This window comes from Thiofilum sp. (assembly GCF_016711335.1).
In the GTDB taxonomy this organism is placed as follows: domain Bacteria; phylum Pseudomonadota; class Gammaproteobacteria; order Thiotrichales; family Thiotrichaceae; genus Thiofilum.
The window spans coordinates 3,316,073-3,340,629 of record NZ_JADJTF010000001.1 but is presented as its reverse complement, the minus strand read 5'-3'; the positions used below and the strand labels follow the sequence as shown (position 1 = coordinate 3,340,629).

Annotated in this window: 13 protein-coding genes; 9 read left to right on the top strand and 4 right to left on the bottom strand. The window is 41.5% G+C overall.

Annotation, left to right across the window (positions count from 1 at the left end):
• Nucleotides 1-64 precede the first annotated feature (64 nt).
• A complete protein-coding gene (locus IPL34_RS15685) occupies nucleotides 65-1,339 on the bottom strand; it encodes an ABC transporter substrate-binding protein (protein WP_296842392.1) in 1,275 nt (424 codons plus the stop codon).
• Between the two features lie 302 nt (nucleotides 1,340-1,641).
• Between IPL34_RS15685 and IPL34_RS15680 the strand changes: the two genes are divergently transcribed.
• The 5 genes from IPL34_RS15680 to pyrF all read left to right on the top strand — a co-directional run bounded on the left by IPL34_RS15680 (nucleotide 1,642) and on the right by pyrF (nucleotide 6,400).
• A complete protein-coding gene (locus IPL34_RS15680) occupies nucleotides 1,642-2,133 on the top strand; it encodes a cytochrome c (protein ID WP_296842391.1) in 492 nt (163 codons plus the stop codon).
• A 245-nt stretch (nucleotides 2,134-2,378) separates the two neighbouring features.
• A complete protein-coding gene (gene rpsA / locus IPL34_RS15675; RefSeq protein WP_296842390.1) occupies nucleotides 2,379-4,046 on the top strand; it encodes a 30S ribosomal protein S1 in 1,668 nt (555 codons plus the stop codon).
• A gap of 135 nt (nucleotides 4,047-4,181) precedes the next feature.
• Nucleotides 4,182-4,487, top strand: a complete 306-nt coding sequence (locus tag IPL34_RS15670; RefSeq protein WP_296842389.1) for an integration host factor subunit beta — start codon at nucleotides 4,182-4,184, stop codon at nucleotides 4,485-4,487.
• A 56-nt stretch (nucleotides 4,488-4,543) separates the two neighbouring features.
• Nucleotides 4,544-5,695, top strand: coding sequence for a hypothetical protein (locus IPL34_RS15665; protein ID WP_296842388.1), 1,152 nt, complete (start codon nucleotides 4,544-4,546; stop codon nucleotides 5,693-5,695).
• Between the two features lie 9 nt (nucleotides 5,696-5,704).
• A complete protein-coding gene (gene pyrF, locus IPL34_RS15660) occupies nucleotides 5,705-6,400 on the top strand; it encodes an orotidine-5'-phosphate decarboxylase (protein WP_296842387.1) in 696 nt (231 codons plus the stop codon).
• A 64-nt stretch (nucleotides 6,401-6,464) separates the two neighbouring features.
• Here pyrF and hflD read toward each other — a convergent pair whose 3' ends face one another.
• Entirely contained in the window at nucleotides 6,465-7,109 is a 645-nt protein-coding gene (gene hflD / locus IPL34_RS15655) for a high frequency lysogenization protein HflD (RefSeq protein WP_296842386.1), read from the bottom strand.
• A gap of 116 nt (nucleotides 7,110-7,225) precedes the next feature.
• Here hflD and IPL34_RS15650 point away from each other — a divergent pair, with 116 nt between their 5' ends.
• Both IPL34_RS15650 and IPL34_RS15645 read left to right on the top strand, forming a co-directional pair.
• Entirely contained in the window at nucleotides 7,226-8,272 is a 1,047-nt protein-coding gene (locus tag IPL34_RS15650; RefSeq protein ID WP_296842385.1) for an NADP(H)-dependent aldo-keto reductase, read from the top strand.
• A 113-nt stretch (nucleotides 8,273-8,385) separates the two neighbouring features.
• A complete protein-coding gene (locus IPL34_RS15645) occupies nucleotides 8,386-9,132 on the top strand; it encodes a BPSS1780 family membrane protein (RefSeq protein WP_296842384.1) in 747 nt (248 codons plus the stop codon).
• A gap of 95 nt (nucleotides 9,133-9,227) precedes the next feature.
• On the opposite strand, the gene IPL34_RS15640 is transcribed toward IPL34_RS15645, so the two are convergent.
• Together IPL34_RS15640 and IPL34_RS15635 are read right to left on the bottom strand one after the other, a co-directional pair.
• Nucleotides 9,228-9,770, bottom strand: a complete 543-nt coding sequence (locus tag IPL34_RS15640) for an alpha/beta hydrolase (protein ID WP_296842383.1) — start codon at nucleotides 9,768-9,770, stop codon at nucleotides 9,228-9,230.
• A gap of 87 nt (nucleotides 9,771-9,857) precedes the next feature.
• Nucleotides 9,858-17,399 carry an ankyrin repeat domain-containing protein gene (locus tag IPL34_RS15635; RefSeq protein ID WP_296842382.1) on the bottom strand — a complete coding sequence of 2,514 codons (7,542 nt, stop codon included), beginning with the start codon at nucleotides 17,397-17,399 and terminating at the stop codon, nucleotides 9,858-9,860.
• A 167-nt stretch (nucleotides 17,400-17,566) separates the two neighbouring features.
• Here IPL34_RS15635 and IPL34_RS15630 point away from each other — a divergent pair, with 167 nt between their 5' ends.
• Nucleotides 17,567-18,364, top strand: a complete 798-nt coding sequence (locus IPL34_RS15630; protein ID WP_296842381.1) for an undecaprenyl-diphosphate phosphatase — start codon at nucleotides 17,567-17,569, stop codon at nucleotides 18,362-18,364.
• 312 nt (nucleotides 18,365-18,676) lie between these two features.
• Entirely contained in the window at nucleotides 18,677-24,520 is a 5,844-nt protein-coding gene (locus tag IPL34_RS15625) for a GEVED domain-containing protein (protein ID WP_296842380.1), read from the top strand.
• Nucleotides 24,521-24,557: the final 37 nt, after the last annotated feature.

The window sequence follows — 24,557 nt, the reverse complement described above, 5'->3', positions numbered from 1 at the left end:
AGGGGGGAGAGAGTACTCCTCCCCCGCTTGAAGTCAGTGCGCTAGCTTAAAAGCGGCTGGTAGATTACCAAGCACTACCTTTTAAGTCGGTTAGTTCAGCTTCTAATACTTCGAGGTTTTCTTTGGCAGTGCCTTTACCTGCTAAAGTATTGTGGACGGCTGACCAGAATTTAGAGGAAACCTCGTTATATTTGCTCTTAGTAGGGGCAGAAGGACGAGGTACAGCTTGTAGGAACACATCTTTCCAACGTGGGATAATAGGCTGTTGAGCTTTAATATCCGCATCGTCATATAAAGAAACGATAGTCGGAAGTTGTGAGCCTTTCAATGCTCTTTCTTTTTGCGCTTCTTTAGAAGCTAAGAATTTAGCTAATGAAATCGCTGCATCTGGGTTTTTGGAGTACTTAGATACTGCTACGTTCCAGCCACCTAAAGTTGCTGCGGAATTAGCATTACCACCGCCAGTAGGTAAGGTAGTGACATCGAATTTGCCTTTGATCGGGCTGTCATCGGAGTTACCGAGTGCATAAGCATAAGGCCAGTTACGCATGAAGACTGCATTACCGGTTTGCCATACACCGCGTGCTTCTTCTTCCTTATAGGATAAGACGCCCTCTGGGGAAATAGTATTCACCCAAGTCTTAACTAAATCTAACGCAGCTGCCGCTTTGTCATTATTAATAGAGATAGTACCATCGGGTTCTACGATTTGACCGCCACCAAACGATTTAACCCACTCCAAGGCATTACAAGTTAGACCTTCATAAGCATTACCTTGCCATACAAAGCCCCATAGGTCTTTGCTACCAGCGGCACGCTCAGCATCTTGTACTTTTTTAGCGGCTTCGGTGAGTTCTTCCCACGTTTTAGGAACAGCAACACCGTGTTTCTCTAGTAAATCTTTACGATAATAAAGAGCAGGCGCATCAGTGAAAACAGGCAATGCGACTAATTTACCATTAACCGTTTGTGATTCGATGATAGAAGGGAAATGATCTGGAATGACATCTTTTGCAGCTTCAGTCAGATCGACTAATTGCTCAGCTAATTGTGGTGCCCAAATAACGTCGGTTTGATAAACGTCAACATCCGCATTGCCCGCAGCTAACCATAAGCGATATTGCGCAAACTGGTCAGTAGTGGATGAAGGCATAGGTACTACGCTAACGGTATTACCGGTTTCTTTTTCCCAAGGTTTAACTAATTCTTTCAGAACTTCGATATCTTTGCCTACAGCACCTGATACGAAGTTAACTTGTACCGCTTGTGCAACACTGGCGGCTAATAAAGTGGTGACGAGAGTTCCGATTGCGAGAGTTTGTTTAAACATGAGTCTCATGTAGATCTCCTCCAAAACAGTATAGTTAGCGGTTGTTAAAGGTTTTGGTTTCAAGGCGTAGTTATAAGATCCAAAACGCTTTGAACGAGAGCATAACGATGATAATTGGAGTCTGTCAAGACAAAGGGCTTAATTAAATTGATGAGTTTTGCAAAGTATGGCTTAAGGTTTGGGAGTAGTTCATTTAACAACGCTCTGCTGGCAGATTCAGTAAGTCTGACCATACACTACTACTAAAGAGATAAAAGTGAATTTTTAACTAGGGTCTATAATTGCGCTCTTTTAGGGATAGGTGGATTAAAATGCACATTTGGGTAGTTAATTTAACCATGGCTTTAATGTTGACGGCTTGTGGTGGCGCTGATTCTGCTGTATCTGATAGCAAACCAAAACCAGTGACTACAGAGGCAGTTGCTCAGCCAGAGAGCGCTAATCAGGCAGCAGGCGCTAATGCTCTGGGTGCACAAATATTTCAAACACAATGCTTAGCGTGTCATTCAGCCGAAAATGTAGCTGAGAAAGCTCCACCTATGTTCGGGGTAAAAGATCATGTCATTAAAGCCTATCCTGAGCGCGATGCTTTTATTCAGCGGGTGGCTACTTGGGTAAAAGCGCCTAATGCCAATGATGTGCTGATGCCGGGGGCGGTGAAAAAATTTGGGCTAATGCCAGCCATGCCACAACTCAGTGATCAAGACGCTCAGGCCGTCGCAGCGTTTTTATTTGATACGAATTTGAGTGAGCCAGATTGGTATAAGGCGCATTATCAAGCAGAACATGGCGCAAAACCTTAAACTAGCTGCCTTTTAAGCGTTATAATGGCTTGAGAGCACTCTAGAGTAATGTTAAAATATTATCCCTTGTGAGATAAGTGGCTTAAATAAATTTAAAATTGTCTTAAGTCAACACAAGATCCGGGTATAATCCGGTTAGCTGATATGAAGCCCAGACAGGGAGTTGTCAGGGCTTTTGTTTTTTTGACCGTCATGACAGGACGTTAGTGACGATTATCGATACATATTCACAGGTAATTTAATTCATGACTGAAAGTTTTGCTGAACTGTTTGAAGAGAGCCTTTCTTATACTCAAATGCAACCCGGTTCTCTGGTCAATGCCACTGTTATCGACGTTCGTCCTGACTTCATTATCGTCAGTGCAGGTCTAAAATCAGAGGGTGTGATCCCAGCGGAGCAGTTCAAAAACGAACGCGGCGAAATCACCGTACAAATTGGTGATTTAGTCGAAGTAGCACTCGATACAGTAGAAGATGGCTTTGGTGAAACTCGCTTATCGCGTGAAAAAGCACGTCGTATGCGTGCTTGGGAAGTACTGGAAGAAGCCTTCAACAATGATGAAATCGTTACGGGTTTAATCACTGGTAAAGTAAAAGGTGGCTTCACGGTTGAACTGAGCGATATTCGTGCTTTCTTACCCGGCTCTTTAGTGGATGTACGCCCAGTACGTGACACCGCTTACCTCGAAGGTAAAGAGTTAGAGTTTAAACTGATTAAGCTAGACCAAAAACGCAATAACGTAGTGGTTTCACGCCGTGCAGTTGTGGAAGAAGAATACAGTGCTGAACGTGATGCTCTCTTGGAAAATCTCCAAGAAGGTCAATCAGTACGTGGCGTGGTTAAGAATTTAACGGACTACGGCGCATTCTTAGATCTAGGTGGTATTGATGGTTTACTCCATATCACAGATATGGCGTGGAAACGTGTGAAGCACCCATCAGAAGTTGTGAATATCGGCGATGAAATTGAAGTTAAAGTACTGAAATTTGATCGTGATAAGAACCGTGTATCTTTAGGTTTAAAACAATTAGGCGAAGATCCATGGCAAGATTTAGTACGTCGTTATCCAGCAGGTACACGTCTATTCGGTAAAGTCAGTAACTTAACGGATTACGGTTGCTTCGTTGAGATTGAAGATGGCGTCGAAGGCTTAGTACACGTCTCTGAAATGGATTGGACTAATAAAAACGTTAATCCTGCTAAAGTAGTGACTTTAGGGGACGAAGTTGAAGTGATGATCCTAGACATCGATGCAGACCGTCGTCGTATTTCGTTGGGTATGAAACAATGTCAACCTAATCCATGGGAAGAGTTTGCAACCTCTCATGACAAGGGTGATCGTGTTTCCGGTAAGATCAAATCGATTACTGATTTCGGTATCTTCATTGGTTTAGATGGCGGTATTGATGGTTTAGTACATCTATCTGACATCGCTTGGAATGTGACTGGCGAAGAAGCCGTGCGCAACTATAAGAAAGGTGATGAAGTAGAAGCCGTTGTATTAGCGGTGGATCCAGAGCGTGAGCGTATCTCCTTAGGCATTAAGCAAATGGAGCAAGACCCATTCTCTAACTTCGTAGCGGCTCATGCGAAAGGTTCAGTCGTTCACGGTAAAATCGTTGAGGTGAATGCTAAATTTGCCAAAGTTGACTTAGGCGATGGTATTGAAGGTATTTTACGTGCTTCTGAGCTTTCCAAAGATCGTGTGGAAGATGCCCGTAGCATGCTCAACGAAGGTGATGATATTGAAGCGAAATTTATGGGCGTTGACCGTAAAACTCGCTCTATCAACCTTTCTGTGAAAGCACGCGAGCATGATGAAGAAGCGCGTGTAATGAAAGAGTACAGCAGTAAAGGTAATTCTGCTTCAACGTCATTAGGCGACATTTTCAAGGAACAAATGGGTGAGTAATTAACTCATTACATCCTTATACTAGGCTAAGGATAGCCGACCATTTAACAGGTAAGTCTAAGAACTTACCTGTTAATGATTTTGGGACAGGAATAGTTTTATTAAAAAAGTCTGATAAATTCAGGAGTGGAAAGGATGACCAAGTCTGAAATAATTGATACGCTTTCCCGCAAACAAAGTCACCTCAGCAGCCGTGATGTTGAATTGGCGGTCAAATTATTACTGGAAAATATGAGTGAAACCCTGTCAACAGGGGGTCGTATTGAGATTCGGGGCTTTGGTAGTTTTTCATTACACCACCGCACTGCGCGAAGTGGTCGTAATCCTAAAACCGGTGAGCAGGTAGGGCTACCCTCAAAGTACGTACCGCACTTTAAATCAGGTAAAGAGTTGCGGGAACGAGTAAATGAATCGAGAAAGCATTATGCCATTCAGGAGTAAATCCTGTCTGGATAGCTTTAACGGAAGGGGAGGCGAGAGCCTCCTTTTTTATTGATATGCAAGAAATTTTATTTCTCCTTCTTCCCTTAGCGTTTTTATCGGGTTGGCAAAGTGCGCGTAAGCGCTATAAAAAGCCACCGACTCCACCCGATGAAATTCCTCAGAATTTCGTGCGTGGGGTGAATTACCTGCTGAATGAGCAGCCCGATAAAGCATTAGATATTTTTCTGAATTACCCCGATATTGATGAAAATACCGCCGATACCTTTTTGGCTCTAGGTAATTTATTTAGAAGTCGTGGTGAGGTAAATCGCGCCTTACGTGTACATCAGTATTTAGTGTCGCGGGCTGATTTAGGTCAGGGTCAGCGTTTAGCAGCAATGACTGCCTTAGGCGAGGATTTTTTTGCCGCAGGTTTATTAGATCGAGCTGAAAGTGTGTTTAGCGAGATTCTGCGCACTCAGCCGCATTATGAACCGGCTTGTATGGCGTTGCGGTTGATTTATGAGAAATTACAAGAGTGGGAAAAAGCCCGTGAAATGGCGAGTTGTGCCACTCATAATCCAGAGCAACAAGCGCAGTGGATTGCCCATTATCTCTGTGAACAAGCACAGGTATTATTAAAAGAGCGTCACTTATTTAAAGTAGAGGAAAAACTTCAGCAAGCCACACAGTTAAATGAACACTCGGCACGAGTCAAAGTATTGTGGGGTGATTTAGCGGTTGAGCGTCACCAAAAGGATCAAGCGTTAGAATATTATCAGGCTGCTGTTCAACAAGAGCCACGCTTATTAGAAATGCTGAGTGAACGCTTATTAACTATTTACAGTAGTCCGTTTGAGCGTGAAGTGTTGTATCAATTTGCCCTGAATACTTATCAGCACACCCAAGATCCTCAATTATTAGCGCCTTTAATTAAAATTGCCCAACAGGCTGAACAAAGCGATGCGATTAGCGTATTAGTATTACAAGCTTTAGAAAAAACTAAACCCACTACTCGTGCTATGGTGCGTGCTAGTCAATTATTGGCGCAAAAAGAACAGCAAATATCACCCTCTATTACTTATACCGCTACTTTGGCAGGAGCGATTCAGCGCCTTGCTACTTTAGCCCCCGAATTTAAATGTGAAAGCTGTGGTTATAAGATGCATGATTTTTTATGGCGCTGCCCTGCTTGTCATCAATGGGATACCGTGAAAAATGATTAGGAGTTTAAGATGAGTAGTAATAGTCGTTTAATCATCGCTTTAGATTTTCCCCATGCAGATCAAGCTTTGCGCTTTATTGAGCCTTTAGCTCCCCATCAATGTAAATTAAAAGTTGGTTTTGAGTTATTTGTGGCGGCAGGACCTGATTTTGTATGCCAATTAGTACAAAAAGGTTTTGATGTATTTCTCGATCTCAAATTTCACGATATTCCTAATACCGTCGCAGGAGCTTGTCGTGCGGCGGCTGAATTAGGGGTGTGGATGATTAATGTGCATGCGAGTGGTGGAGCGGTTATGATGCAGGCCGCGCGAGAAGCCCTACAAGACGCTGCGCATAAACCGTTATTGATTGCAGTCACCGTACTGACCTCTATGGATCAAGAGCAATTAAGCGGGATAGGTATAAGCCGTACACCGGAGCAGCAAGTGAGTCATTTAGCTCATTTAACAGCGCAGTCGGGCTTAGACGGTGTGGTGTGTTCCGCACAAGAGGCGGCTATGTTAAAGCGTGAACGCGGTGCTGACTTTATTCTAGTAACCCCCGGTATTCGACCTGAGGGCAGTGCGGCTGGGGATCAGAGTCGAGTGATGACACCTAAGCAAGCGCGTCAGGCAGGTATTGATTATATAGTAGTCGGGCGTCCAATTACGCAGGCGGCTAATCCGCTAGTTGTGATTGAAGCAATTAATGCTGATTTACATTAATACTATAGGGGCAAATCTAAAGGTTTGCCCTTTGTGCTTGAATGTGGATTTACCCTCTACCTGATTAGCTCACTGAGCCACGTAATAAATGACTTGCCTCTAATTGCATAGCGCCGCGTCCAAAAAATAATTTCCAACGATTACCGCCCGCTTGTTGCCATAATAAGGCGGCGCGAATCCCTGCCATTAATAACACGCGAATTTTAGCAGCATTTTCGGGGCTAGAAAGATAAGCTTGTTCGCCTTTAATAATAATACGGGGTCCTAATTTACTAATAGTTTGGGTATAAAGTTCAGCTAGGCGCACCGTAATGGTCGGGTGATTGAGTTCTAGCTCTGGGATTAATTTTTGTATTTCGTCAATACCCGATAAAACTCGATTAAAAATCGTTTCATCCTGTTGTAATTTGCGTTCTAAATATAAAATATTCAGAGAATAGCGCGTCGCGTCTAAATCTTTAAATTCACCCGTTGCCATATTAGTAGCACCACCTAGTTGATGATTTAAAGCCCTTAATCCCACCCGCATGTGACCAATGCCACCGTATAAATCTTCAATAGCAGGTGCTTCATCTAATAATAAACTCATTAAGGCACTCTTATATAAATCCTCATCTACTTTACCACTACGTGCAATTTGCATTACACCTTCAATATTTTGAAACAAAGCGGCTAAAGCCAAGGTACGATTACGAGTCGTTGCTTCCACGGGTTGTCCTATTTCATCAATAAGGCTTACAGTAAGGGACAGAGTGTAGCATGCTACTAGCGTAGTGTTCATCTAATCCTCTGGATTAGCCTGATTAGATACCACCGGAGACTATTATGGAGTTACGTACTTTAGGACAGACTGACATCAAAGTCAGCGTGATTTGTTTAGGCACTATGACCTTTGGTGAGCAAAATACTGAAAGTGATGCGCACGCCCAACTGGATTACGCGCTGGCACAAGGGGTTAATTTTGTGGATACCGCCGAGCTATATGCTGTTCCGGCACGCCCAGAGACGCAGGGTCTAACGGAGCGTTATATTGGTTCTTGGCTGAAAAAGACAGGTAAACGTGAGCAGATTATTTTAGCCAGTAAAGTAGCAGGCCCTGGACGTAAAGAATGGATTGGGCATATTCGGGGTGGCCCTAAACTCAATGCGCACCATATTAATCAAGCTATTGAAAATAGCCTGAAACGCTTAAATACCGATTACCTTGACCTTTATCAAGTGCATTGGCCTAGTCGCAGTACTAATTATTTTGGTCAATTAGGTTATCGTTATAGCAAAGATAATCATCATGAAACACCAGAGGAAACTTTACGGGCACTAACTGATTTAGTGCGAGCGGGTAAGGTAAGAACCTTAGGGGTATCGAATGAAACGCCTTGGGGCGTTATGACTTATTTAGCTTTAGCACGAGAACTAGGTTTAGAACGTATTGTATCTATTCAAAACCCTTATAGTTTATTAAATCGTAGTTATGAAATTGGTTTGGCAGAAATCGCCCATCGTGCACAAGTAGGGCTATTAGCTTATTCACCTTTAGGTTTTGGAGTTTTAAGTGGTAAATATTTGGATAGTAAACGGCCTGAAGGTTCACGCTTGCAAAAATGGGCGCATTATTTTCCACGCTATATTACCCAAAAAGCTCAACAGGTGACTAAACTCTATGTAGAGCTAGCGCATCAATATGGTTTAGATCCCGCACAAATGGCATTAGCTTATGTCAATTCACGTCCTTTTTTGACGGCTAATATTATTGGAGCAACCACTTTAGAGCAGCTAAAAATGAATATTGCCAGCATCGATTTAGTGTTAAGTGATGAGGTATTAGAAGGTATTGAGCGTATTCATAATGAGTTTCCGAATCCTTGTCCTTAAGTGAATTATTTCCGAAGTAGTTCAAGGTGCTTAAAGGGTTTTGGTGGCAAGGATGCCTTATTGATGATGGTGAGTGAAGTTGATTATTAATTTTGCTTTTAAGGAGAGATATTATGCTCAATATAGATGAAAATGACTTATTGCCTAAGGCGAATCATTTAGATCGACCTCGTAAAGTGTCCATTAGTGATAGTATTGCATGGCTTAGTAATAGCTGGTCTCTAGTTAAACCAGATTTAAAGGTTTGGGTCTTAATCTTATTAGCCTTATTTATCGCTATTGGAGTAATGGGTTTTATCCCCTTTATGGGGACTGTTATAATCAGTATTTGCGCACCTATTGTATTTGGAGGGCTTTTATTAGGTGTGCATTATTCTGCTACTTTCAATATGCGCCTAAAATTTCAAAATATTTGGATGGGTTTTGATAATAAGTGGTTGAGTTTGATTATTATAGGGGTAATTGGTCTATTAGTTTCTCTTATATCTGGTTGGATTGCAGACTATGTTGGGGCACATTACTTAGGTTTAAATTTAACAGGTGAAATTGAATTACAAGATATAGCTTTATATCTAGTATTTGGTGTAATTAGCCTGTTTATTAATATCTTATTTAGTATAGCTTTCTTTTTTGCTATTCCACTCATTATGTTTAACGATATTAGTGCTATTGCCGCTCTTAAAGCTAGTATTAAAGGGGGATTAGCCAATATTCTACCTTTGTTGGTGTATAGTATCTTAGCAACGCTTTTAGTGTTTTTAGGCACATTACCTATGTTGCTAGGATTATTTATTGTGATACCTATGTTAGAAGCTTCTGTGTATTTAGCTTATAAAGATGTATATGTGCAAACAATATAGCGAATTTTAAGGCTGAGGTATGTAATAGTATGCCTCAGCGTATTTGGGGTGGGGTTATTAAAAGGCTAGTTTAGAAAAATATTAATAATATATAACTATTGTCTTTGTGTGACTTTTAAGAATTGCTCTAAAAGTTGTTGACCTTGAGACCAATACCCTAACCCACTGGAAGCATTAATATGCCCCAAAGCACCTACCGAAATCCAATCACTACCCCAATACTGAGCGCATTGTTTTGAGTGTTCTATTGTACCATAGGGATCATTAGTGCTAGCCACTATTAAAGAGGGAAAGCTAAAAGGTTGGGTAGGTAAGGGACTGAATCCTTTGGCTTCAGAGGGAAAGTTGCTTCCATTCGGATCAGGAACTGACACCATAAATGCCCCTTGAAGAGTGAGTTGAGTCGTATTCGCCCAATGAGCCACCATTAAACAGGCTAAACTGTGAGCGACTAACACGGTATCAGATCCCATTTTCACGATAGTTTCTTCTAGACGTTGTGCCCAAGTAGTACAAACAGGATGATCCCAATCATCTTGTATAATCCTAGTATAGTGAGGATTTTGCTGTTCCCACCGTGTTTGCCAGTGTTCAGAACCAGAATTATTAATGCCGGGTAAAATTAGTATTTTTGTCATGGTGGTGCTATCTGAGGTAATAAAATAGAGCCATATTAATAAAACTCATGCATCTAGTCTACTCAGTGAAAAAAGCTTCGTAGCTGTTTAGAGTGCTGGCTCTTCAGTAGCAAGTCGTCCTATATAACTGCGAATAGTGGAGTTAGCACCTGATTTAATTAAGCGCTCAATGAGCTTTTGATTTTTTAAGCGATAGCTTAAGTGTAAAGCGGTTTGTCCGGCTGAGTTACGTAAATTAGGATTAGCTCCCGACTGTAACAATAAATCTACTAAACCCCAAGATTCAGCATAAGTAGCATAGTTATTTAATACCATTAGCAATGGACTATTATCAGTATTATCTTGGATATTAGGATTAGCACCTTGTTCTAATAATAGCTTTACCCAAGTCAGATTATTTCTAGCTACTGCATAATGTAAAGCAGTTTTGCTATTCATATCACGGGCATTAGTATTTAAGCCTTTTTGTCTAAGGTGTGATAATAAACGCTTAATCCGTGTAGTATTAGCTGAGTACTCGGATAAGTATGGAAACTGTTCGACCAGTATATGTGGTAAATATTGCCCCTTAAGATTAGAGATATTAAGCTGAATACCCTGATCTACTAGCCACTCTACATAGTCGAGTGGTTTTTCAAAGATGCGAGCCGCAATGAATAAAGCATTTTCACCATTATTATTCGTATGATTTAGATTAGCTCCCGCTTTAATGATTTGATCTAGTACAGCCAGTTTAGTATTAGGATTAATATAAGTGCTAGCTAAAATATACATAGGCAGATTATAACCTGTATTATCTAGCTCGGTTGATTTAACTATATTAGGATCAGCACCTAGCTCAATCAGTTTCAGCAGAGCAGGTAAGTTGTCATGACGTACTGCGGCTTGTAAAGCTGTTTCACCATAAATATTACGCTGATTAATATCAATACCTTGCTTAATTAACTCTTTAAAGAGATAGTCTAGCTCATAGTCTTTAGTATGAGTACGTGCTGCTTGAAATAGCACGGTTTCGCGTTCGTAGTTTAATTGCTTCACATCAAAAGGTTTGGTTAATAAATATTTGGCTAAAGCATATTTTGCAATTCCAATATATAAAGCATTATTACCCTTAATACTTTGTGCTTTTAAGTCAGCACCTGAGTCGATCAGCAGCTCTAATAAAGCTAAGTGCTGTTTTAGTTGGGTAGCCGTAGGCTGAGGAGTATCATGCACAAACCGCTCTACAGCATGTAGTAAAACACTACGGTCTTGTTGATCAATAGCATTTAAGTCAGCTTTATAACCCAGTAAAGATTTTACAATAGTTAAATTGGGTTTTTCTATGGCTAATAATAAAGGTGTTAAGCTATCATTATTATAGATTTCAGTATCAGCACCTGCTGCTAAGAGTAGTTCAATTATAATAGGGTTTTGATTAAGCACAGCTAGGTGCAGCGCAGTATTACCATTTTCATCACGCTGATTAATATTAAGTTCAATCGCTTCTTGCTGAGTGGTGATGAGTAAAGCTCTGAGCATAGCATCATGGGCTAAATTAGCAGCTATTAAAATAGCATTCTTATTAGCCTGATTGAGAGCATTAGGATTAGCTCCACGCTTTAACAATAACTGCATGCTAGCTAATGCATCAGATTGTATTGCCCAATGCAAGGGCGTTTCTCTTGTGCTATTAGTAATATCGACCACTAAACCTTTATCTAGCAAAGCACGAATAACCTTTGGTTCATTCGCAGCGGTCGCAACATGCAATAAACTATTATTAGTATCATTAGCCGCACGGTAATACTCAGGAATAGTAATAGCACTCGATGCATTAATAGCAATACTGCGTTTATCTTTTAAGAGCTTATACCAGTAGTCCTCCGGTACTGCTAGGTTTTTAATTTTATCAGGTATTGTCCAATCAGAATGATAGGCTAATAAAGTTTGCACTAAGCCATAATCTTGTAGTTGGGTTATATAATGATTAAGGGTTTTTCCTAGTTTAGAGGAAGAGGCATAATTAATATTAGCTCCCGTTGCAATGAGTTGTTCTGCCTGTTGAGTATGTTGTTGATCTAACGCTAGTTGTAGAGCTACATAGCCTAGTTTATTAGTAAGATTAAGATTGGGTTTAAGCTCTAATAAATTGACTAAAGTATGTTGGTGATTAGCGTAAATAGCTAACATGATTGGAGTTTCACCATCTTTATTTTGAGCATTAATATCTAGGCCTAAACTAATAAGCTTTTTCATAAATTGATGCAAAGCTTTGCAATGAGTTTTAGAGCATTCTTGACGAGCTAAGTAATGTAATACGTTATTTCCTTGTCCATCTAACGCATTAAGAGGTTTAATTTTAGTTGTAATATTCTGAGCTAGGTCAAAATGCTGATTTAAAATTAATAAGTGTAAAGCGTTTTGACCAGATAAATTTTGAATATTAAAATCAATAGGTTGACTCAATAACCAATGAGCCACACTCCATGCTTTTGCCTCAAGTGCTGATAATAAGGGTGAGTTACCTTTATGATTCAGTATATTAAGATCAACCCCCGATTTTACTAATAGTTTTGCCAATACAAGCTTGTGCTCATCAGCCAGTGCGGTGTGATGAATAGTTAAATGTAAAGGCGAGTCAGTAGTGGTATTTAAAGTGCTGAGCTTTGGTTCTAATATCAGTAGTTGTTCAATAATATTATTAAGCTGTGTCAGTTGTTTCTCAGGTAATGCTTCATTAATCAATAGGCGCTGTAAAATAGAGCGTTGTTTAGTATCTAGAGCTAGTAGATCAACCCCTTGTTGCTTTAACCAATATAGCCCTTGTAACCACTCGCTTATAGTTGGTGCTGTAATGTCGTCTTGTTGGGAAGCTTGTAGGGTATTGAGCCAAAGATGTGCCAAGTTATTACCTTCGGGATCTCGGTAATTCAGGTCAGCGCCCAGTTTAATAAGCTCGCCCCAAGTATTTTGCATACTGGTTAAATCATGAAAGTTATTGATAAGTACAAAACCATAGTTAGCCCATTGTGTTTTAAGGCTAGGGATATTAAACAATGCTTGTCTAATAGCAGGTATAGATAAACAATTGAGTTCAGGATGAACTAAAGTTTGATCTAAGGCAGCTTGTTGATAGTGTTGTTTTACCCAGTGCTCTAACCAAGGAGTATTATGATCAGTGTGCTTAATTTGCTTTAAGACTATAGACGTATATTGGCTACACAGTGGTTTATGGTTTAATAAAGCTAGTAGTGGAGTGCTGGCTATGGGCTGATTTTTAAATAATTCTAGAATAAAAGCATGAGTTTCATTAAACCAACGCTCCTCGGATAAATACTCATCATTATATAATCCAGCAAATAAATTGATACTGACTTTAAATTGGGCTTGAGTACTAAGCCATTTTAAGCGCTCAATAGTAGTAGCAGGTTGATCCGTAGTTTGATTGAGTACTGCATGAAATAAAGCTTCTAACTCGGCTGTTTTAAACACGTAATTGGTGTTAGCTAGATGTTGTAGTAGTGGTAGATTATGGGCTTGTCTGGTTAATAGGTAGCTAGGACTTGCTCCCAAAGGGACATTAAGTGTTTCAGTAAAATCAAAAAGCGGTATTTTGGCACGTAACAAATCTATTAAATCAAAACCATGATTATCAATAGTAGAGACATTAGTAACTAAAGAGCTAAGTAAGAATTGATAATCCTTGTTAGTCCATTGCTGAGGCCAGGCAGTTAAAAAAGCTTTAGCGAGCTTAAGACGACCCTCAAGAATAATACTCTCTAACTGTTCTGCTTTAATAGTTAATTTGGGAATTAAGCGAGCTAACTTGAACACAAAATCAGCTTCATCAATATTAGAGCTAAGTGCATAATGACTAGGTGCTTTTAGCGTTTCTAATACCTGATTTTTTTGTGCTTGGGAGAAAGGGACTTGATGATTAATTAAATAAGTAACCATATCGATATTATAATGAGCAATAGCTTTTAAAATTAGATTATCATTATTGTCATTACTTTTTAATTCTAGTCCTTGCTGATGCACCCCTATTAGTATTTTAAAAGCATTAGCATTAACTGCATGGTTAACTAAGTTAGGATAATCTTTTAAATTAAATCCGCTTTTTTGATAAAGCTTTAACGTTTCTAAAGCATCATTTTGTAATAACACACCAATGATAGGGTCTAAATTAATCGTCTTGAGTTCAGTGACAGAGAGCAGCTTAGTATTAATTGCTAGTGCTTTATCACCTTGTGCAGCCACACTGAGTAGTAATTCTTGAGCTAGGTCTGGATTATGAGCAAATTCAAACTGATAACTTGGGTGATTAACTAAAAACTCCGCTGGCTTGAGTAGCTTTTTATCTAGTAGGGTTTTTAATAGGCTAATATCGTCTGGAGTTGATTGAAAGCTGAGATTCGCATTAAGTAGGAGTGGGATAGTATCATAATACTCTTGCGTTAATGCCCAATTCATAATATGAGTATAATCATCTACGGGTAGATTAGGATCGAGTCCTTGATTTAATAGCCAAGGTATTAAGGCTTGTTTCTGATTATGAGTTAAGCTCCATTGCCAAATCGAGAACTGATCAATCGTAGGATCTTTTAAAATAGGCGGTAATAAAGCTTGAATAGTTGCTAGGCTTTGTTTAGAGAGTTGGTTAACTACGCGTAAATTTACTGCGGAGTCGGTGAGAACTTGCTGAGCTTGAGCGTTTAGTAAATGGTTTAAGGTGGCTAAATTAATGGGATAAGCTAAAGCTATTTCTAAGCTACTACGCCCTGCCGCATCGGTTATCAGGGGATCGGCTTTAGCATTAAAAAGCAAGCTTAGCATAACCTCAATATCGTCAGGATAGTGTGGTGCGATATGAAACGCATAATGCAGTGCGGTTTCACCATAATGGTTTTTAGTATTAGGATTAGCTCCTTGATTTAATAAGCGAGTTATTTGCTTAATATCTGCCTGACGCACCGCTCGATGCAAAGGAGTATTCTGCCATTGATCATTCTCAGTAAAATTATCTTGTTTATCAGGATAGCTATTAAAACGTGATTTCAGGTTACTATATTGACTAGGTATTAAATCACGCGCTACTTGCTTACCCCAAGTAATAGTATTTTTTGCAGCACCTAGCTCTAATAAAGGTATTATTAAAAACTCATCGCCTAGCTGAGCAGCATAATGGAGAGCAGTCCAATCTCCTTTACTACGATTATGAATATCTGCTCCTAAATTTAATAGCTTATGCGCAAAAGGTTTTAAATTTAAAGCCAAGGCGGTTTGCAGGGGGGTGCGCTGATCATTATCTTTAGTATGAATACTAGCACCTGCTTGTAATAAGGTATTCGCAATACCTAGCTCGACTAGCTCAATGCTTTGATGTAAAGGGGTTTTACCAAAGCTATTGACGGCATTAATATTAGCCCCTGCTTGAAGCAGTAAGTGAGTTTGAATGAGCGAGCGTCCTCTAATCGCAAGATGTAAGGGTGTATTGCCTTCCTGATCAGCTAAATTAGGATCAGCCTGATATTTTAATAGGAGCTGAGTAATTTCGGGTGAGTTATAACGAACAGAGCGTTGTAGTGCCGTTTGACCAAAAGTATCTTGTTCATTAGGGTCGGCTCCGGCTTGTAATGCCTGCTCAATCATAGGTAAAACAGTTCTTTTATCGGTCTGGCTGCTTAAATGAGCAATTAATGAAACGCCTTGCTCAGTATTAGTATTAAATTTGGCTCCTGCTTGGGTGAGTTTTTCAATAATCGTTTGATTCTGTGCCATAAATACCACCGGATTACCGTCGTTATTAATGGCATGTACATCAGCTCCTTTAGCAAGCAATTGGTCTAATACTAAATGCAGTCCTTGCTGTGCCGCATAATGCAGTGGGGTATTACCTGATTCATCAGCCCCTGTTATATCAGCGCCTGCAGCTATTAATAATAAGGCATTACGAGTTTGCTTAGCTAAGATAGCCAAATGTAAGGCTGTTTGCCCTTCTTGATTACTGAGATTAAGTTTAGCTCTTGCTTCAATTAGCTGTTCTAATACGGAGGGAGATGTTTTTAGTTCATATTGAGCGGCTTTATGTAATACCGCAGCACCACTGTAATCTAGTGTATTAAGGTCTGCTCCTTGTTTTATATAAAGCGCTAAATCTTCAATCGTTTCGACTTGGCGTTCTACGAGTCTATGCAGTGCAGATTTTCCTTCATTGTCTACCATAGCAGCATCTGCGTTTTCTTGTAATAGATACCTAGCTAATAGTGTTTCTCCGGCTTCAGCAGCGAGTATTAATGGGGTTTTGCCTTGTTGATTTTGAATGTTTAGTTCGGGCTTTTCAGCTAAGAGGGTGAATACAATAGCGTTAGCATCATTAAAATAAGAGGGATTAAGCGCTAAGTGTAAAGGGGTATTGCCGCTATGATCGCTGATCGAGGGATTAGCTTGTTGAGATAATAAGTATTTAACTAGCGCTAATTGCCCCGTTTCTACCGCAATATGGAGTGGGGTTGAGCCTTGTTTATTCTGGGTATTGATATGTTTAGGCGAAAGGCTTAGCGCTAGTGCTAATTGTTGACCTTTTACCGCGCTGTGCAAGAGGGTATCACCAGTACAAGGGTTATCCCATTGGGCTAAAGTATCAGATTTTTTACCTAGCAATTGCGTTAATAGTTTTAGATTACCGGTTTCAGCCGCAATACCTGCGAGTGTCGAGCACGCATGATTTTGCCTTTGTTCAGGAGGGGCTAAAGCGGGAATGCCTAATTGAGTGAGATAATCCAATACAGGCATTTGATTGGATTTAGCCGCCACCTGCACTAGAGTTTCAGGGGTACGAACTAGAGTATCACCGTGTTGATGAAAATATTTGACTAGCTCTAAGTGACCTTGTGCGACGGCTAGGTCGGCATGATCGAGGGTTAATCCTTGGCTGACCCAATAGCGCACTATAGGCACACTGCCAGACTCAACCGCTGCTTTCATCCACTCGCTACGTTGTGGGAGGGTCGCGGTTAGCTCAGGTCGTTGTTTTAGCAACCATTCTAGCACGCCAAGCTGGGCACTTTTGAGGGCGTGTTCGACTAGCTCTGGGCAGTCCTTACGTAAGGGCAGGAGACGTTCAGCGGCTGCAATATGACCATTGGCTAGGGCTTGATAAATTTCGCAATGAGTCGCCTCTGAGTGATCAGGTAACAAGTGATCAGGATGATGATCAGCAAACACCATGAGTTGATCGAGTAACCTTACATCCCCCCGCCGTGCAGCATAGAAAATAGCCCGTTGAGCGGTATTAAAGGTGTCAAGGCGTAGATATGGCAACATGGCATAGGCATTGCTCATTTGATCACCCGCCAATGCTATAGTCAGGGCGCTATGTTGATCCTTATTACCACTGATACCGGGGTCTGCGCCTAGCTGAAGTAAGGCGTTTAATTCAGTAGCTTGGGTGAGTACAGCAGCGGCTTGCAGCTTATCGCGTAATAGTACTTGTGCTTCTATGCCGCTAGGGACAGCGACGGTTTGAGTACTAATAGTCGGTTGCTTATTACTTTGGCGGTACACATGATAAGCACTACTGACTACGAGTACTAGCAAAGCTATGACTAAAGAGGGTAACAATGCTTTCAGTGTCGTCCAGTTCATGTTATCAGCACCTTCGATCCTTGTGATGGATTCAGTATAGCGCAGTTTGAGCGATTTTAATTTCAGTTAAGGTTGAATGCATCTCAAGGATGAGGTTGACATAGGTCTTAAGCTTCCAGCGGTGCTATTATAGATGCCGCCTTAAAAACACTAATAGGAACTCATTCGTGGATGCATTACAAAGTTTTATTTTAGGGATTATTGAGGGGGTTACTGAGTTTTTACCTATTTCCTCTACGGGGCATTTAATTGTCGCTAGTGAGTTAATGGGACTGCCTCAAACTGAGGGTCATATGGCCTTTGAAGTGATTATCCAATTAGCCGCTATTTTAGCAGTAGTGGCTAATTATCGGGAAAAGTTTAGCCCCCAATATTTTGAGTTATGGGTGAAAGTCGTTTTAGCTTTTATTCCTATTGGAGCCGTGGGGTTTTTGTTGAGTGCACAAGTTAAAGCCTTGTTCTCAGTAGAAATTGTGGCAGCGATGTTTATTGTAGGTGGGATAGTCTTTTTGTTAGTGGAGCGTTATTTAAAGCATCATACCCCTAGCGTGCAGCAAGTCGAGGATCTGTCTTACCGACAAGCGCTATGGATTGGTGTGGCACAGATTTTTGCTCTACTTCCGGGCATGAGTCGAGCGGGTGCTACCATCGTCGGGGCTTTATTGGTGGGTTTAAGTCGTAAAGCCAGTGCCGAGTTTTCCTTTTTATTGGCGTTGCCGGTCATGGTAGCAACCAGTGGCTTAGATTTAGTCAAGCACTATGATCAGTTTCAGGGTGAGCAAGCTTTAACACTGATTATTGGCTTTATCACTGCTTTTGTGAGCGCCTATTTAGTGATGAGATTATTTATTGCCTTTTTAAATCGTTTTACCTTTAATGCATTTGGTATTTACCGTATTTTATTTGGCTTATTATTATTCTATTTGCTTTACGCTGGGGTGATTTCACCGCAAGCGCATGCTTAACAGCAGTCTGCTGAGCCTCTAACCCATGTTCAAGAGGCTCTCAGTTGCCTAACTCAGACTTCAGTCTAAACAGGGCTAAATGGTTCTATCTCAGTATCTAGTACTATTTAACAGTCTAATTATCATGGCTTTTTTAAGACCATAAATAAAAGAATAGAGTATTTAAATTTATTTATAGTATAATTTAGTCTAAGCAGGTTCTAAACCTATAGTTACAACTAGAGCAAGGCTTATTTGTTAAGTCCAATGCCGCACATAACAAACGAACAATCCTAATAGTCAATTATAAAATTTAAAGAATGGGGATTTATTGTGCAAAACAAGTGGTCGCATAGCGTAGGGCGGTTTGCCAATTTATTATTTTTATTCAGTATCTTAGTGCTATGGTCTTCCACTAGCTATGCAGAGAGAGTCACATTATTAAATTCCGCCACGAGTAGTGCCTCCGGTTCGGGAAGTGCGGGTATGGCGAGTCTAACAGGGTTTAATATTCCCACAGGGGATAATCGAGCGCTTATGATTGTAGTGGCGTTTGAGCGTGATCATTGCGATAAAGCGACCGATAACTGTACCAGCACCAATACGGGAGCGACGGGGGATTTAGCGGATAATTTTGCTTACGATAGTGGGCATTATAATAGCAGCAATGTGCATGTGACAGCGAGGGTACAAGCCGGAACTAACACGATCACTAAAAAGAATGCTTTATTACTAAGTGGTGCGCCCAGTGGGGATTTGCGCTTTACTCTCAATCGTAAAGAGCTAAGAAATGCCAGCAATGTAGTGATTGCCAATACGACTTATTTTTCTCTCGAAACTTATACCATTGTGTTTTATGAATCCGAACTCAAGACGCTGCTCAATGGGGCTAGTTCGGGTTTAGTAGATATTGCTTTCCCCACAGTGCCACTGCCTAAGTCAACAGGCGATGATATGATAGTGGCAGCTTATGTGTTTGATAATGTTAAACAAAATAATCGTGGTATTGTCCGAGCTAATGCTGGTGTCTATACCCCTACGACGGGGGCTATTGCTGGAAATTATACCTTAACCACCCCTAATTTCGATGCAGGCGATACGCTAGTGCATATGAATGATTATTTTATGGTGGTTGGAGTGTCTAGTTTAGGCTATCCCGCTTCTAAGGGGGGCTTTACCTTAATTAATTCGTACTATCGTGAGATTCATACGGCGACTACCACGAATAATCAGGGGCGTTTTGATACGGTATTTTCTACGGGTTCGCAAGAGCCTGATGGGATGAGTTTAACCACACAACGTTATAATGCTAATTATGACGGTTTAGGCACTAATTATGCTATTCAGTCGGCAGGGCTATCCACCGATAGACTTAATGCCCTCAATGTGGCGAGTTATGTCATCTATTCGCATAATCGTGATACCTCGGATGCACAAGAAGATTACCCCATTGCACAACATGATGTGGTGGGTGTGCGTCTAGGTAATTTAGTGGATGAAGATTGGGTCAGCTATCTAGGCTACAACCCAAGGGCTAGGGCGGATGATTTGGATGGGGTAGATGATGAGGATGGAGTGACGTTTCCCGCTACCATTACGCCCAATAGCACTATAACTGCTGCGGTCAATGTGCAAAATGGCAGTGGTTATCTGAATGCTTGGATCGATTGGAATCGAGACGCAGATTTTGATGATGTGGGTGAGCGTCTAGCAACCGAAATGCCCATTAATACAGGGGTAGTCAATCTCAGTATTACAGTTCCAGCACTCGTTCCTCCTGAAACTTTCGCCCGTTTTCGAGTGTGCAGTGCTTTAGGGCAGTGTAATACTCCAGCAGGCATTGCTACCTCAGGCGAGGTGGAGGATCACGTAGTGAGCTTTAATGATCCTAAGTCATTGCCTAATGTCGCAGGTACGACGGCGGGAGCCTGCTCGCCTACCGGAGGGGCAGATGTCTTATTTGTATTAGATAATTCTGGTTCCATTGATCTTATGGAGTACGCCAACTTTGCGTCTAATGTGGTGAATGTGGGTAATCAGTTATTGGCAAGTAATTCAGAAACACGAATTGCGGTAGCGCATTATGGTGGGGTTTATAGAAGTAATGAGTTTGGGCAGCATGTTTATTTTGAACGTGATTTTTCCAAGGCTAATGTAGTAAATCCTATTCGCCAGTTTGGACCTTTAGGCTTAGCCATGCCGAACTTAGTGATGGATAATTTAGCGGGCGCGGTGCTGCAAATGATGTATGGATTAGATAATAATCCTGCTACAGATTCGGTGTTTATATTGAGTAGTTTACGTAGCTTGAATCGAGATTTATCCAAGCCTTTGCAGATTGTGATTTTTACGGATGCGTGGCGTTATGCCGATTACGGAAGCGCACTGATTGATGGTGCAGGGTTTGCTTTTGAGCCAGATGATGGCTCTAGTTTTACCATTTTTAATAAACTCAAAGCACAAGGCATTAAATTCACCGTAGTACTCTATCCAGATAATGAACCCACTGCTTTGCCAGCAGCGGCGGCCATTGCGTCTAAAGGAGGTAGTTATAACGGCACGGTAGAGGCTAATACGGCTGATCCTGAAGGTTCGGGGACACCTAGACGCTTAGTAGAAGCTACGACAAGCTTTACCTTAACACCTGCTCAGATTGGGGATATTGCGGGTGTGATTGCTAATACTTGCCCTGCTGCACCGAATAATCCTCCGGTGATTACCAGTAATGGAGGAGCTGATACCGCAGCACTCAGCATTACTGAAAATACGCGCATGGTTACTACAGTCACCGCGACCGATGCGGATAATGATGCTCTGACCTATAGCCTGAATGGAGGAGCGGATGCAGCTAAGTTCACCATTAATGCCAGTACGGGGCTATTAGAATTTATTACTGCTCCAAGTGCAGATAGTCCTACCGATGTGGGGGGCGATAATTATTATGAAGTACAAGTGAGGGTCAGTGACGGACGCGGGGGTACTGATACACAAGCCTTGAGTATCCGAGTGGTTAAAGTCGTGAATGTATTACCTCCCATTATGGCGACTCAAGTTTGCCCTGCTAACCCACAGGATTTAGGTTATAGTGATTACCGTGTGAGATGGACTTATAACACGCCGCCTAATACTCTAGAGGCGGATCATGTGGATACGACAGTGCTAGCAAGCGCCAATGCTCAGGTAATAGGCAGTGGTTTAACTTATAGTTTTGAGCCGAGTGCTACCACTGTTATCCATCTAGCAGGTGTGAATCAGAGTAATGTGGCGAGTGCATTTAATAACGGCGACTATATTGAATATCGCTTTAGCACCTTAACTACTATGCCGGCTAATCAATTGCTGAATGGACTAGGTTTTCAGATTCATAATTTAGGTCAAAGCTATAAATTTAGTGTGATGGTTTCTAAAGATAATTTTGCTACTGCCAAAACACTATTGAATGACTATAGCGTGAATCCCTCAGCCGTAGGGTTTTATCAGTTGGCTTTTGTTGAGCCTATGTATTTAGAGGCAAATACGGCGTATCAACTACGCGTGGTATTTCACTCAGCCGCTGATGCCAGTAATGTCTATTGGGATGATCTCCATTTAAGCATGGGCTTATGCCAAGATTTTGGTGATGCACCTGCAAGTTATGGTTCCGCTCCTCATGGCTTAGTACCTGCTATGAGTCTTTATCTAGGCGCAGTAGCCCCTGATGCTGAAGCTGATGCGTTAGTGAGTAATAATGCACAAGGCGATAATCAGGCAGGTTTACGTCCTAATGATGAGGAAGGTATCACTCTACCTAATACGATTATTGCTAAGCAATCCACCTATGAAGTGCGAGTGGTAGGTTCGGGTTACCTACAAGCGTGGATCGACTGGAATACTAATGGTGTATTTGAAGCAAGCGAGCAAATCGCTACCAATCTAGCGGATAGTGATAATAATGGTTTGATTACTTTAGCGATTAATGCGCCGAATGCAGTGAGTAATCTGACTACCTTTATGCGCCTACGTTGGGCTAATCAACTCAATGTCAATGCCAACATGCCCGTATTGCAAGGTGAGGTAGAGGACTATCTAGTCAATTTTCAAATCACTAATAATGCGCCCGTCATTACCAGCAATGGGGGCGGAGATAATGCCTATCTGAGCATTACGGAAAATACTACCGTAGTAACCACGGTTACGGCGACCGACGCCGACAATGATGTATTGACCTATAGCCTTAATGGAGGAGCCGATGCGTCTAAATTTACTATTAATGCGAGTACAGGTGTTTTAGCCTTTACCAGTGCGCCTTCATTTAATAATCCTCAGGATGTAGGGGGAAATAATATTTATGAGGTGCGAGTACAAGTCTCAGATAATAGAGGTGGTGTTGATAATCAGCTAGTGAGTGTTGCTGTACTAGAGTCGCAGGTGTGTTTACCGATACCTGCTACCAGTGTTGTTAATGCCAGTATTTCAGCCGCCAATGAATATATTTTAACACAATCCTTGCAGGGGCAGCGTGGCGCCTTATGGGGTAATAATCGAATTAACTTAAATGCGTCTTTCGACTATCGAGCCAAAGTGTATTTAGGGAACGATAGTACGGGGGCGGATGGTATGACGTTTACCTTACAACCCTTGGGCAATAATGTCATCGGTCAGGCAGGGCGCGGTTTAGGGTCGGGCGATGGAGGCGATGGGGCTAGCGGTAAGGGGCTTGATCCTTCCTTAGTGATTGAATTAGATACTCATACCAATCTTGAGCCGAATTGGTATGACCCCGCACAAGATCATCTTGCGATTTATTCCAATGGTAATACTCGCCACAATGGAGCCGCGACCGATTTAGTTAGCCCTATTAGTTTGGGTAATATTAGTGACGGGCGCTATCACGATTTCAGAGTGGTATGGAATGCTGCTACTAAAACCCTCCAAGTCTATTTTGATAATACCTTACAAGCGACTAAAGTGGTTGATTTAGTGAGTATATTAGGTACAGCCACCCCTTATTGGGGTTATACCGCCTCGACGGGCGCTCGGTTTAATCTACACAAAGTCTGTAATAAAACCGATCCTAGTATTCCCTCGAATTACCCCCCGATCATTACCAGTAATGGCGGTGGGGATACGGCGGCTATTAGTATCAATGAAAATACTACGGCTGTAACGACGGTCACAGCAACCGATGCCGATAACGATACTTTAAGTTACAGCATTAGTGGCGGAGCGGATGCGGCAAAATTCACCCTGAATGCTAGTACTGGCGTATTGCAATTTATAACTGCTCCTGATTTTGAGTCGCCCAATGACGCAGATGGTAATAATAGCTATATCGTGCGAGTGAAAGTGGTGGATGGTAAAGGGGGCGAAGATCAACAAACCTTGACAGTTAGCGTGCTAGATCAAGTCGACATTGTGGGTGTAAGAGTACGTGCTTTCTTGCAAGGACCTTATGATGCAGAGCAAGTGTTGATGCAAGATAATTTGCGTAGCACTAATCTGATCCCTTTGACACAACCGTATAAAACTCAACCTTTTAACTATCAAGGTACGGAAACGGTCTCCACGACACGCTTAGCGGTGACTGGAGTAACGGCGTTAGTCGATTGGGTGTTAATTGAGCTACGTTCAGCGGCTAATCCTAATACCGTAGTAGCGCGTAAAGCGGCATTACTAACCCGCAGTGGTGATGTGATTAATCCCGCTAGTGATCAAACGCTATTGAGTTTTGACGGTGTAGATAGCTCTCAATCCTACTATGTGGCAGTGGTACACCGTAATCATTTAGCGGTGATGAGTAGTAATACTTTTAATCTAGGGCTGGCTAATGCGGTATTGATTGATTTTACTGCTCCTACGACTAGCACCCATGGTGGGCTTAATGCGCGTTTGACCCATGGCATAGTGAGCCTAATGTGGGCGGGGGATGCCAACCGCAGTCAATTCGTGATTGCTAATGGCCCTGATAATGATCCTATGTCAGTACTGAATGCAGCACTGCTAGCCTCTGGCAATACCTTCTTAAACTCTAATTATATTGTTAATGGTTATAGCTCGAATGATTTGGATCTGAATGGTTATTCGTTATTTTCTGGTCCTAATAATGATCTCAATATTGTCATTGGTAATGTGTTAATGCATGGGGCTAATGCTACACGCTCGTCTAATTATGTGATTCAGAGTGGTGTAGCGCGTTAGCTAATGAATCCACAGCTAATGAATCCACCATCATAAT